We start from the raw sequence: 13,178 nt of genomic DNA on the forward strand, positions 1-13,178 counted from the left end.
ACCGGCACACGCGGGGTGGGTCGGGCGCCACACGGCAGCTTTCCCTGTGGCGCGAAGGCCCACAAGGCCGCACGAGGGGAAGGAATCGGCCATAACGCCTGTGCCGGATGTGTCTGGATCCGCGAGTGAGGCGTACGGGGCCGGAGTGCCACGGGCCCCGCCCACCGGGTCGCACCACCGGGCCGTCCGCGCGCCGTGGCCGGTGCGCCCCGCGCGCCACTACCGTCGAGGGTGACGGAGCGGCGCACACCGTGGTGCGTCCGCTCGGATCCGTACGTGCCCTGTAAAGGTGGGATACGTGAAGGCCATTCGTCGTTTCACCGTGCGTCCCGTCCTCCCCGATCCCCTTCGACCGCTCAGCGACCTGGCACGCAACCTGCGCTGGTCCTGGCATACCGAGACCCGTGAGCTGTTCCAGGCCGTCGACCCGGCGGCCGGCCGGAGCGCGGAGTGCGACCCCGTGCGGCTGCTCGGTTCCGTCTCGGCCGCGCGCCTGGCCGAACTGGCCGGGGACGAGCCGTTCCTGCACCGGCTGGCCGAGGCGTCCGCCGATCTGCGGGCCTATCTGGAGGGCCCCCGCTGGTACCAGGAGCGGCAGGAGGCCGGCGAGCGGCTGCCCGCCGCCGTCGCCTACTTCTCGCCCGAGTTCGGGGTGACCGCCGCCCTGCCGCAGTACTCCGGCGGCCTCGGCATCCTCGCCGGCGACCACCTCAAGGCCGCCAGCGACCTCGGCGTCCCGCTGATCGGCGTCGGACTGCTCTACCGCCACGGCTACTTCCGCCAGAGCCTGACCCGGGACGGCTGGCAGCAGGAGCACTATCCCGTCCTCGACCCCAACGAACTCCCTGTCACCCTGGTGCGCGAGGCCGACGGCACCCCGAGCCAGGTGGTGCTCTCGCTGCCCGGCGGCCGCACCCTGCACGCCCAGATCTGGCAGGCCCAGGTCGGCCGGGTGCCGCTGCTGATGCTCGACTCCGACGTCGAGGACAACGCCCCCGGCGAACGCGAGGTCACCGACCGGCTCTACGGCGGCGGCAGCGAGCACCGGCTGCTCCAGGAAATACTGCTGGGCATCGGCGGGGTGCGCGCGGTGCGCACCTACTGCCGGCTCACCGGCCACCCCGGGCCCGAGGTCTTCCACACCAACGAGGGCCACGCCGGCTTCCTCGGCCTCGAACGGATCCGCGAGCTGTCCGGCGACGGGCTCGACTTCGACGCCGCCGTGGAGTCCGTCCGGGCGGGCACCGTCTTCACCACCCACACCCCGGTCCCGGCCGGAATCGACCGCTTCGACCGCGAGCTGGTCGCCCGGCACTTCGGCGACGACGGCGAACTCCCCGGCGTCCCCGCCGACCGCGTGCTGCGGCTGGGCACCGAGACCTACGAGGGCGGCGACCCCGGCGTCTTCAACATGGCGGTGATGGGCCTGCGGCTCGCCCAGCGCGCCAACGGCGTCTCCACCCTGCACGGCGAGGTCAGCCGGGAGATGTTCGCCGGGCTGTGGCCGGGATTCGACCCCCCGGAGGTGCCGATCACCTCCGTGACCAACGGCGTCCACGCACCGACCTGGGTCGCCCCCGAGGTCTACCGGCTGCGCGCCGAGTCCGCGTCCGAACCCGGCCGCTGGGACGCCGTCGCGGACGTCCCGGACCGGCGGCTGTGGGAGCTGCGCCGCACCCTGCGCGAACAGCTGGTCGCCGAGGTCCGGCAGCGGCTGCACGCCTCCTGGCGCAGCCGGGGCGCCCAGTCCGCCGAACTCGGCTGGATCGACGGGGTCCTGGACCCCGGCGTCCTCACCATCGGCTTCGCACGCCGGGTGCCCTCGTACAAGCGGCTGACGCTCATGCTGCGCGACCGGGACCGGCTGCGCGGACTGCTCCTGCATCCGCAGCGGCCGATCCAGATCGTCGTGGCCGGAAAGGCGCACCCCGCCGACGACGGCGGCAAGCGCCTGGTCCAGGAGCTGGTCCGGTTCGCCGACGACCCCCGGGTGCGGCACCGGATCGTCTTCCTGCCCGACTACGGGATGGCCATGGCCCAGAAGCTCTACCCGGGCTGCGACGTCTGGCTGAACAATCCGCTGCGCCCGCTGGAGGCCTGCGGGACGAGCGGGATGAAGGCGGCCCTCAACGGCTGCCTCAACCTCTCGGTCCTGGACGGCTGGTGGGACGAGTGGTTCGAGCCGGACTTCGGCTGGGCCATCCCCACCGCCGACGGCTCCGCGCTGGACGAGGACCGGCGCGACGACCTGGAGGCGGGCGCGCTCTACGAGCTGATCGAGGACCGGGTCGCCCCGCGCTTCTACGACCGGGACGAGGACGGGCTGCCCGGACGCTGGATCGAGATGGTCCGCCGCACCCTGGGGGCCCTGGGCCCCAAGGTCCTCGCCGACCGCATGGTCCGGGAGTACGTGGAGCGGCTCTACACCCCGGCCGCGCTGGCCGGGCGCGCCCTGGACGGGAGGGCCGCGCGCGAACTGGCCGGCTGGAAGGCCCGGGTCAGGGCGGCCTGGCCGGGGGTGGCCGTCGACCACGTCGAGGCGGTGACCCCGCACGCCTCCTCCGGCGGCACCGCCGAGCTGGGCTCCACCCTGGCGCTGCGGGTGCGGATCAGCCTCGGCCTGCTGGAGCCGGACGAGGTCGAGGTGCAGGCGGTGGCCGGGCGGGTCGACTCCGCCGACGCGATCGTCGACAGCCAGGTCTTCCCGCTGAAGCCGGCGGGCGGTCAGGACCTGGAGGGCCGCTGGCTGTACGAGGGCCCGCTCACCCTGGACCGCACCGGCCCCTACGGCTACACCGTGCGGGTTCTGCCCGCCCACCGGCTGCTGGCCGACGGCGCGGAGCTGGGCCTGGTGGCCCAGCCGACGGCGGCGACGGGGGAGGGCGCGGGGGTGCTGATGCGCTGAGCACGCGCGCGGCCGCCCGGGAGGAGGGGGCTCCTCCCGGACGGCCGCGTCGTGTCAGCGGTGGTGCGTGTCCGGCGTCCGGATCAGAAGGTCAGCTTGAAGCTGTTGATCTTCCCGGTGTCGCCCGAGTAGACGTCCTGGACCTTGAGCTTCCAGGTGCCGTTCGCGACCTCGGAGGAGGCGTTGACGGTGTACGTCGTCTGGACGTTGTCGGCGGAGTCGCTGCTCGAGGAGTTCTTCAGCCGGTACGTGGACCCGTCCGGGGCGACGAGGTCGATGACCAGGTCGCCGCGGTAGGTGTGGGTGATGTCCACGCCGACCTTGAGGGCGCTCGGGGCGTTGCCGGTGATGCCGGTGACGGCGACCGAGCTGGTGACGGCCGCACCGGCGTCGGGGATGGTGACGGCGGTCTTGGTCTCGAAGACCTTGCCGGTGCCCGGGTCGGTGCCGCCGCCCGGCCGCGAGCCGACGTTGATCGCGGCCCACGCGTCCGCCACGGACTTGTACTCGGCGCTGGTCGTGCCGTACAGCTCACCGGCCACCGCCAGCGTCCCGGTGCGGGCCGCCGCGTAGTTGGTGGTCGAGGTGAACTTGGTGCTGAGCGCCTTGAACCAGATCTGCTCGGCCTTGGCGCGGCCGATGCCGGTCACCGGCAGGCCGTCGGAGGTCGGGGAGTCGTAGTTGACGCCGTTGATGGTCTTGGCGCCGCTGCCCTCCGACAGGAGGTAGAAGAAGTGGTTGGCCGGACCCGACGAGTAGTGCACGTCGATGTTGCCGATGCCCGAGTACCAGGAGTCCTTGGACGCGCCGTCCTTGCTCGGCTTGTCCTGGTAGCGCAGCGGGGTGCCGTCGCCGTTGATGTCGATCTCCTCGCCGATCAGGTAGTCACCCGGGTCGGACGAGTTGTTCGAGTAGAACTCGACGGCGGTGGCGAAGATGTCGCTGGTCGCCTCGTTGAGGCCACCCGACTCGCCGCTGTAGACCAGACCGGCGGTGTTGGACGTGACACCGTGGCTCATCTCGTGGGCCGCGACGTCAAGCGAGGTCAGCGGGGCCGCGTTGCCGCTGCCGTCGCCGTACGTCATGCAGAAGCAGCTGTCCGACCAGAACGCGTTGACGTAGTTGTTGCCGTAGTGGACGCGGGAGTACGCACCGACGCCGTCGCCCTTGATGCCGGTCCGGCCGTGGACGTTCTTGTAGTAGTCCCAGGTCTCGGCCGCACCGTAGTGGGCGTCCGCCGCCGCGGTCTCCGGGTTGCTCGGGGTGCCGTCGCCCCAGACGTCGTCGGAGCCGGAGAAGAGCGTTCCGGTCCCGGACGTGCCGTGGTTCAGGTTGTACGTCTTGTGGTTGCCGCGCGTGGTGTCGGTGAGGTTGTACGACCCCGAGGTGTTCAGCGTGACCTGGCCGCTGAACTGCGTGTTGCCGACACCGTTCTCGATGGCCTGCCACTCGAAGAGCTTGGCGCCGCTGCTCGCGTCGGTGACGACGTGCAGCTCGTTGGGGGTGCCGTCCTCCTGGAGGCCGCCGACGACGGTCTCGTAGGCGAGCTGCGGGGTGCCCGAGGCCATCCAGACGACCTTGCGGGGCGCCTTGTCGGCCGCGGTCCGCGAGGAGCCGTCCGCCTTGGCGAGGCCCACGGCCTGCTTCTCGGCGGCGGCCGGGGCCACGTCGGCCGTGGTGTCGACGGCCTTGAGCTGCGCGGAGGTCACCCGGGACGCCTTGGAGACGCTCTGGGTGGCGCCGGCCGGGGACTCCTTGACGACCAGGTCGCCGCCGAGGACCGGCAGCCCGGCGAAGGTGCGCTCGTAGCGGGTGTGCGTGGTGCCGTCGTTGTCCTGGACGACGTCCCGGACGACGAGCTTCTCCTGCGAGCCGAGGCCCAGCTCCTTGGCGGTGGCCGCGCGGTTGGCGGTCGCCTCCCGGATCAGCTCGGCGCGCTGGGACGGGGAGAGCTGCTTGGGCAGGGCGCCGGGGCGGGCCTGCGACGTGGGGGCCGCGGCCTGGGCGCGGTCCGACGGCGTCGCCGTGGCCGTGGTGCCCTGGACGCCGACGGCGAGGAGGGCTGCTGCGGCTATGAGAGCACCGGTCGCGGTACGACGGCTGTGCGTGGATCTCACGCGGAACTCCTTCTGCGAGGGGGGTACCGGCGGCTGGGTGACCGTCCGGGCAGAGCAGGCAAGCGCAGAACGGGGTGAAGAGTGTCAGCCGCACGCATGTCCTGTCAGGACCGCGTCAACAAGTTGGCCGGAATTCGTCCGTTGTCGGATGGCTCATGTTCGTTAAGCGGACGTTTCGCCGATCATCACCGCACGGCCTTCCGGGGGCCCGGAATCCCGAAAGCGGAGCCAGCGGCGGGGGTGGCGCCGTTTGTGTCGTGTGCGAAGGGCGTGTGAAGAAGGGGGATGTTCCCACCAGTCGAGACGGGCCGGCGGCATGGCGCGTTCCGCGCACACGGCGACGCCCCGGCCGCGTGCGCGGCCGGGGCGTCCGCACGCGCTACGCCAGGCTCTCCCGCCAGGCGCGGTGCAGGCCCGCGAAACGGCCCGTGCCGCCGATCAGTTCGGCGGGCGTCCCGTCCTCGACGATGCGGCCGTGCTCCATGACCAGGACGCGGTCGGCGATCTCGACGGTCGACAGCCGGTGCGCGATGACGACGGCGGTCCGGCCGTGCAGCACGGTGTCCATGGCCCGCTGCACCGCCCGTTCGCCGGGGATGTCCAGCGAACTGGTCGCCTCGTCCAGGATCAGGACCGCCGGATCGGCGAGCAGCGCCCGCGCGAAGGCGACCAGCTGGCGCTGGCCGGCCGAGATCCGGCCGCCGCGTTTGCGCACGTCCGTGTCGTAGCCGTCCGGCAGGCCCGCGATGAAGTCATGGGCGCCGATCGCCTTCGCGGCCCGCTCGATCTCCGCCCGGCTCGCGTCCGGGCGGCCGATCGCGATGTTCTCCGCGACCGTCCCGGAGAACAGGAACGCCTCCTGCGTCACCATCACCACCCCGCGCCGCAGCTCCGGCGTGGCCAGATCGCGCAGGTCGGTGCCGTCCAGCAGGACCCGGCCCTCGGTCGGGTCGTAGAACCGGGCCAGCAGCTTGGCCAGCGTCGACTTGCCCGCACCCGTCGAGCCGACGACGGCGACCGTCTGCCCGGCCGGCACCGTCAGATCGAAGCGGGGCAGCACCTCGCCGCCCGTACGGTAGGAGAAGCCCACCGCGTCGAAGACCACCTCGCGGCCCGGCAGTCCACCGGAACGCTCCGGCAGCTCGCGGGGGTCGGCCGCCTCGGGGACCGAGGGCGTCTGGGCCAGCAGGCCCGCGATCTTCTCCAGCGAGGCCGCCGCCGACTGGTAGGAGTTCAGGAACATGCTGAGCCGGTCGATCGGGTCGTACAGCCGGCGCAGATACAGCACGACGGCGGCCAGCACACCGAGCGCCAGATCCCCGGAGGCCACGCGGTACGCGCCCCACAGCACGATCCCGGCCACCGCGGTGTTGGCGACGAGCCGCGAGCCGACGACATAGCGGGCGTTCTCCAGCATCGCGTCGCCGTTGGTGCGCTCGTGCGTCTCGTTCAGCGCCCGGAAGACCTCGTCGTTGACGCGCTCCCGGCGGAACGCCTGGACCGGCCGGATTCCGTTCATCGTCTCCGCGAACTTCACGATGACCGCGGCGATCGCCGTCGACCGGCCCGCGAAGATGACGGCCGCCCGGCGCTGGTAGAGCCGCACCAGCAGATACAGCGGGACGAACGACAGCACGGCGACCGCGCCCGTGGCGAGGTCCAGCCAGAGCAGCATCAGCGAGATGGAGACGAAGGAGAGGACGACGCCGATCAGCTCCTGGAGCCCCTCGCTCAGCAGCTCCCGCAGCGACTCCACATCGGTGGTCGACCGGGAGATCAGCCGTCCCGAGGTGTAGCGCTCGTGGAAGTCCACGCTGAGCGCCTGCGCGTGCCGGAAGATCCGGCCGCGCAGATCCAGCAGCACGTCCTGGTTGACCCGCGCCGCGCCCCGGATGAACGCGTACTGCAGGGCCCCGGCACCGGCCGAGCAGAGCGCGTAGCCGATCGCCACCGCGATCAGCGGTCCGTAGTCCTCGTCCCGGAACGCGGGCACCCCGCTGTCGATCGCGTACGCCACGATCAGCGGACCGGCCTGCACCGCCGCCTGCTGGACCAGCAGGTACAGCGCCGCCAGGGCGACCCGCCCGCGCATCGGCCGCAGCAGCGAGCGCAGCAGCGCGCCCGTGGCACCGCGCGGGGCGGGCAGGTCGTCACGGTCGAAGGGGTCACCGGCGGGTCCGCCGGATTCCGTGCCGCCGCGCTCCGCCCTGCCGGTGCCGCCGGCCGTCGCCTCGTGCCCGCCCGTCGTCACCGCCCCGGCCGTGCCGTCGGCCGGTGCGGGCGCAGGGCCGTCCCCGTGTGCCGGGGGCGCCGCCGTACAGGTCCCGTCGTCGCCTCCGTCGCCGTCCGGTGCGGCCGGCCGGCCCGTGGTGGTGCTGGTCATCGGGTGGTGCCCTTCCCGGCCGGGGCGTCGGTGCCCCGCGCGTCCTGTGCGTCCTCGGCCGGGTCGTCCTCGCGGGACGGCCCGGTACGTTCCTCGCCGTCGGCGCCCGACATCAGCCAGGCGTACTCGGCGTTGTCGCGCAGCAGTTCCTGATGCGTGCCCACCGCGCTGATCCGGCCCTCCGACAGGAGCGCCACCCGGTCCGCCAGCATCACCGTGGACGGGCGGTGGGCGACCACGATGGCCGTCGTCCGCGCCAGCACCCGCCGCAGCGCGGCCTCGACCAGCGCCTCCGTGTGCACGTCGAGGGCGGAGAGCGGATCGTCCAGCACCAGGAACCGCGGTTCGCCGACGACCGCGCGGGCCAGGGCGAGCCGCTGGCGCTGACCGCCGGACAGGCTCAGCCCCTGCTCCCCGACCTGGGTCGCGGTGCCCTGCGGCAGCTCGTGGACGAAGTCGGCCTGGGCGACCGACAGGGCGCGCCGCAGCTCCTCCTCGCCCCCGTCCGCCGTGCCCATCAGCACGTTCTCCCCGACGCTCGCCGAGAAGAGCGTCGGTTCCTCGAAGGCCACCGAGACCAGCGAGCGCAGCCGTTCGCGCGGCATGGCGGTGATGTCCTCGCCGTCCAGCGTGATCCGGCCGGCCGTCGCCTCGTGCAGCCGGGGCACGAGCGCGGTGAGCGTCGTCTTGCCGGAGCCGGTCGCCCCGACCAGCGCCATCGTCTCGCCCGGACGGATCCGCAGATCGATGCGGGCGAGGACCGGCGGGGAGCCCTCCGCCGCGTCCGGGTAGCGGAACTCGACGCCCTCGAAGACCATCCCGCCGGCGTCGGAGTCCTCGGCGGGGCCCGGTGCGACGGTCCCGGACTCCGGCCTTCCGCCCCCGGCCGTCTCCCGCTCCTCCGCCACGTCCATCACCTCGAAGAACCGCTCCGTCGCCGTCGCGGACTCCTGGCTCATCGCCAGCAGGAAGCCGATCGACTCCACCGGCCAGCGCAGCGCCAGCGCCGTGGAGAGGAAGGCGACCAGGGTGCCGGCGGACAGGCCGCCGTCCGCGACCTCGACCGTGCCGAGCACCAGTGCCGCGCCGATCGCCAGCTCCGGGATGGTCGTGATGAGGGCCCAGATGCCCGCGAGGAGCCGCGCCTTGACCAGCTCCGTGGTGCGCAGCCGCCCGGACAGCGCCCGGAAGGCCCGCGCCTGGCTGCGGTGGCGGCCGAAGCCCTTGACGATGCGGATGCCGAGCACGCTCTCCTCGACCACCGTCGTCAGATCGCCCACCTGGTCCTGGGCGCGCCGTGCCACCACCGAGTACTTCGCCTCGAAGAACGAGCAGATGATCACCAGCGGAATCACCGGCACCATCAGCACCAGCCCCAGCGTCCACTCCTGGAGCAGCAGGATCACGAAGCCGACGAGGATGGTGGTGGCGTTGACCAGCAGGAAGGTGAGCGGGAAGGCCAGGAACATCCGCAGCAGCATCAGGTCCGTGGTGCCGCGCGACAGCAACTGCCCCGAGGACCAGCGGTCGTGGAAGGCCACCGGCAGCCGTTGCAGATGGCGGTAGAGGTCCGCCCGCATCGCCGCCTCGACCCCGGCCAGCGGACGCGCCACCATCCATCGCCGCACCCCGAACAGGACCGCCTCCGCGACGCCGAGCAGCAGCAGGTACAGCGCCCCGAGCCACACCCCGCCCGGGTCCCGGTCCGCGACCGGACCGTCGACGATCCACTTCAGCACGAGGGGGATCACCAGACCTACGCAGGAGGCGGCGATCGCTATCAGGGCGGCACCGGACAGACGGATCCGCACGGGCCTCACATACGGCCACAGCCGCAGCAGCGAACGTGCGGCGGACCGATCCTTGGGCACTGCATCTTTTTCGGGCATCAGGAGCGAGCCTACGTTTCGGCACTGACATCCTTCACGTGCTTTTCCGGCCCCCGCGCCCCCGCCGCGCCCCGGTCGTAGCCCCGGGTCAACCGATCGGACGATGCCGGTCCGAGCGCGATGGCGGATACCGGGACGGGCCCCGGCCCGCGAGGCTCCCCGTATGGCAATCATCGAAGTGGACGCACTGCGCAAGTCCTACGCGGGTCGCGCCGTCGTCGACGGGGTGGGCTTCACCGTCGAGGAGGGGGAGATCTTCGGGATCCTCGGACCCAACGGCGCCGGCAAGACCACCACCGCCGAGTGCGTCGGAGGGCTGCGGACCCCCGACAGCGGCACGGTCCGGGTCGCCGGGCTCGACCCCGTCGCCGACCACGACCGGGTCGCCCTGCTGCTCGGCGCCCAGCTCCAGCAGAGCGAACTCCAGCCGAAGATCACCGTCGGCGAGGCCCTGGAGCTGTACGCCTCCTTCTACCCGCGCCCCGCCGACTGGCGCCCGCTCGCCGAACGCCTCGGGCTGCACACCCGGCTGACCACCCGCTACGCCCGGCTCTCCGGCGGCCAGAAGCAGCGGCTCTCCATCGCCCTCGCGCTGGTCGGCGCGCCCCGGATCGTCGTCCTGGACGAGCTGACCACCGGGCTCGACCCCCGGGCCCGCCGCGAGACCTGGCAGCTCATCGAGTCCATCCGGGACGGCGGGGTCACCGTCCTGCTGGTCACCCACTTCATGGAGGAGGCCCAGCGGCTCTGCGACCGGGTCGCCGTCATCGACCGGGGCCGGATCGCCGCCCTCGACACCCCGGCCGGACTGATCGCCGGCGCCGGCCGCTCCACCACGATCGCCTTCACCCCCTCCGAGCCGCTGCCCGAGGCCGAACTCGCCGCCCTGCCCGGCACGGTCTCCCGTGAGAACGACGACGGGCGCCTCGTCATCCACGGCACCGACGAGACCGTCAACGCCGTCGTCTCCCTGCTCGCCCGGCTCCGGGTCACCGCCCACCGGCTCCGCGTCACCGAGGCCACCCTCGACGACGCCTTCCTCGACCTCACCGAACACCCCGCCGCCGCCGAGGGGCGCGGCCCGACCGGACAGGCGGCCTGACATGACCACCACGCACCCCGCCCCCGCGCCCCGTACCGCGTCCGCCGGGCCGCTGCGCGCGGTCCTGCGCGCCGAGACCCGCCTCTTCCTGCGCGAACCCGGCAGCCTGTTCTGGATCCTGGTGTTCCCGACCGTCCTCATGACGATCCTGGGACTGGTCCCGTCCTTCCGGAACCCCGACGAGAACCTCGGTGGCCGCCGCGTCATCGACCTCTACGTCCCCGTCTCCGTCCTCCTCGCCATGATCATGGCCGGGATCCAGTCGATGCCGCCCGTCCTCACCGGCTACCGCGAACGCGGCATCCTGCGCCGGCTGTCCACCACCCCCGTACGCCCCTCCGCGCTGCTCGGCGCGCAGATCGCGCTGCACGGCGCCGCCGCGCTCGGCTCGGCCCTCCTGGTGATGGCGGTCGGCCGGATCGCCTTCGGCGTGGACCTGCCCGGACAGCCCTTCGGCTACGCGCTGGCGCTGCTCCTCGCCGTCGCCTGCGTACTGGCCCTCGGCGCGCTCGTCTGCTCGATCGCCCGCACCAGCAGGATCTCCGCCGCGATCGGCTCGGCCCTCTTCTTCGTGATGATGTTCACCGCCGGGGTCTGGGTGCCCGTCCAGGCCATGCCCGACGCCCTGCGCCGGATCGTGCAGGTCACCCCGTTCGGCGCGGCCTCCCAGGCCCTGGACCGGGCCGCGTCCGGTGCCTGGCCGGGCTGGGTCTGGCTCGCGCTCGTCGCGGCCTGGACCGCGGCGGCGGCCTTCGCCGCCGTGCGCACCTTCCGCTGGGAGTGACCGGAGGGGGGAGACTGTCCGGGAACCACGGCGACGAGGGGGGTCCGATGCACACGGGGACGACGACGGCCGAGCAGTGGTGGGACCGCTTCTTCCGCTACGGACCGTACGGTCTGCTCGCCCTCGCCGCGACCGTCTCGGCCGTCACCCGGGGACTCGTCATGACCGACGCGGGCGTGCGGGCCGCCCTGGTGCTCGTCCCGGCGGCGCTCGTCCTCCACCTCGCGTGGACCCGCTACCAGGACCGGGTCCCGGAAGGCCCCGGCTGGGCGCCCCCCGCCTACTTCACCGTCCGCACCCTGCTGGCCTTCGCCCTCAGCTGGTGCAACCCCTTCTTCTCCATCTACGCCGTGCTCGGCTACTTCGACGCCGGCCGGGTGCTGGGGCCCCGGGCCATGCGGGCCGGACTGCTGGCCACCGCCGTCATCATGGCGGGCGCGCAGTCCGGCAGCGGCATGCCGCCCGCCACCCTCATGAACTGGATCGTCTTCGGCATCGTGCTCGGCGTCCACGCCACGCTCACCATGGTCTTCGCGCAGATCGGCAACCGCGAGGCCGAGCAGGCCCGTACCCAGACCGACACCATCACCGCCCTGGAGTCCGCCAACGCCCGCCTCGAACAGGCCCTGGCCGAGAACGCCGGACTCCACGCCCAGCTCCTCGTCCAGGCCCGCGAGGCCGGGGTCGCCGACGAACGCGGCAGGCTCGCCGCCGAGATCCACGACACCATCGCCCAGGGGCTCACCGGCATCATCGCCCAGCTCCAGGCCGCCGCCTCCACCCAGGACACCGATCCCGCGCTCGCCCGCGAGCACCTGCGCCGCGCCGCCGCTCTGGCCCGCCACAGCCTGGGCGAGGCCCGCCGCTCCGTACAGAACCTGGTCCCGGCCGCGCTGGAACACGACGACCTGCCCGGCGCGCTGGAGAAGACCGTCCTCGGCTGGTCGGAACGGACCGGCGTACGCGCCGACTTCACCGTCACCGGCACCGCCGAACCCCTCCACGACGAGGTCGGCGCCACCCTGCTGCGCATCGCCGAGGAAGCCCTCGCCAACGCCGCCCGGCACGCCCGCGCCACCCGGGCCGGCGTCACCCTCTCCTACATGGACGACGAGGTCTCCCTCGACGTGCGCGACGACGGCCGGGGCTTCGACCCGCGCGCCCGGCCCGCCGGCCGGGGCACCGGCGGCTTCGGCCTCGGCGGCATGCGGGCCCGCGCCGAACGCATCGCGGGCACGGTCGAGGTCGAGACCGGACCGGGGCTCGGCACCGCCGTCAGCGCCCGGGTCCCCCTCGTGCCGCACCACTGAACCGTCCCGTACCGTGGCGGTCCATGGACCAGGAACCCGCCCGCGTCATCACCCTGATCGTCGTCGACGACCACCCCGTCGTCCGGGACGGACTGCGCGGGATGTTCGCGTCGGCGGCGGAGTTCCGGGTGCTGGGCGAGGCCGCCGACGGGGTCGAGGGCGTCGAGATGGCCGCCCGGCTCGACCCCGACGTCGTCCTGATGGACCTGCGGATGCCCGGCGGCGACGGCGTCGCGGCCATCACGGAACTGACCAGGCGCCGGGCCCGCTCCCGGGTCCTCGTCCTCACCACGTACGACACCGACTCCGACACCCTCGCCGCCATCGAGGCCGGCGCCACCGGCTATCTGCTCAAGGACGCCCCGCGCGAGGAGCTGTTCACCGCCGTGCGCGCCGCCGCCGACGGCCGGACCGTGCTCTCGCCGGCCGTCGCCTCCCGTCTCGTCTCCGCCGTCCGGGCCCCCGCCGCACCCGGCCACGAGAAGCTGTCCGCCCGCGAACGCGAGGTGCTCGCCCTGGTCGCCAAGGGAACCTCCAACCGGGAGATCGCCGCCGAACTGTTCATCAGCGAGGCCACCGTGAAGACCCACCTCACCCACCTCTTCGCCAAACTGGGCGCCAAGGACCGGGCTGCCGCCGTCGCCGTCGCCTACGAACGCGGCATCCTCGGCTGACGGGCCGGCGCCGC

8 protein-coding genes are annotated in these 13,178 nt (G+C 73.1%); 5 read left to right on the plus strand and 3 right to left on the minus strand.

Annotation, left to right across the window (positions count from 1 at the left end; all coding sequences use genetic code 11):
- The first annotated feature begins 298 nt into the window (after nt 1-298).
- A complete protein-coding gene (gene glgP, locus ACWCXC_RS17560; RefSeq protein ID WP_450889667.1) occupies nt 299-2,905 on the plus strand; it encodes an alpha-glucan family phosphorylase in 2,607 nt (868 codons plus the stop codon).
- Between the two features lie 83 nt (nt 2,906-2,988).
- On the opposite strand, the gene ACWCXC_RS17565 is transcribed toward glgP, so the two are convergent.
- From ACWCXC_RS17565 to ACWCXC_RS17575, 3 genes are all read right to left on the minus strand, one after another.
- Entirely contained in the window at nt 2,989-5,022 is a 2,034-nt protein-coding gene (locus ACWCXC_RS17565; RefSeq protein WP_450680259.1) for a M4 family metallopeptidase, read from the minus strand.
- 379 nt (nt 5,023-5,401) lie between these two features.
- Nucleotides 5,402-7,405: an ABC transporter ATP-binding protein gene (locus ACWCXC_RS17570; RefSeq protein WP_450889670.1), complete on the minus strand. Its 2,004-nt coding sequence runs from the start codon at nt 7,403-7,405 to the stop codon at nt 5,402-5,404.
- Nucleotides 7,402-9,294: an ABC transporter ATP-binding protein gene (locus ACWCXC_RS17575; RefSeq protein WP_450889672.1), complete on the minus strand. Its 1,893-nt coding sequence runs from the start codon at nt 9,292-9,294 to the stop codon at nt 7,402-7,404. Before ACWCXC_RS17575 ends, ACWCXC_RS17570 begins: the two co-directional genes overlap by 4 nt.
- Nucleotides 9,295-9,457: 163 nt before the next feature.
- Here ACWCXC_RS17575 and ACWCXC_RS17580 point away from each other — a divergent pair, with 163 nt between their 5' ends.
- Genes ACWCXC_RS17580 through ACWCXC_RS17595 form a run of 4 tightly spaced genes read left to right on the plus strand, consistent with a single transcriptional unit; the run spans nt 9,458 to nt 13,164 of the window.
- Nucleotides 9,458-10,396 (plus strand): ATP-binding cassette domain-containing protein, encoded by a 939-nt coding sequence (locus tag ACWCXC_RS17580; protein WP_450889674.1) that lies wholly within the window; start codon nt 9,458-9,460, stop codon nt 10,394-10,396.
- A 1-nt stretch (nt 10,397) separates the two neighbouring features.
- The gene (locus tag ACWCXC_RS17585; RefSeq protein WP_450680263.1) at nt 10,398-11,180 is read left to right on the plus strand and encodes an ABC transporter permease; all 783 of its coding nucleotides are present in this window, start codon (nt 10,398-10,400) and stop codon (nt 11,178-11,180) included.
- A gap of 47 nt (nt 11,181-11,227) precedes the next feature.
- Nucleotides 11,228-12,490: a sensor histidine kinase gene (locus ACWCXC_RS17590; protein WP_450889676.1), complete on the plus strand. Its 1,263-nt coding sequence runs from the start codon at nt 11,228-11,230 to the stop codon at nt 12,488-12,490.
- A 23-nt stretch (nt 12,491-12,513) separates the two neighbouring features.
- A complete protein-coding gene (locus tag ACWCXC_RS17595; protein WP_450680265.1) occupies nt 12,514-13,164 on the plus strand; it encodes a response regulator in 651 nt (216 codons plus the stop codon).
- Nucleotides 13,165-13,178 lie beyond the last annotated feature (14 nt).

The sequence above is a fragment of the Streptomyces sp. NPDC001515 genome (assembly GCF_053597115.1).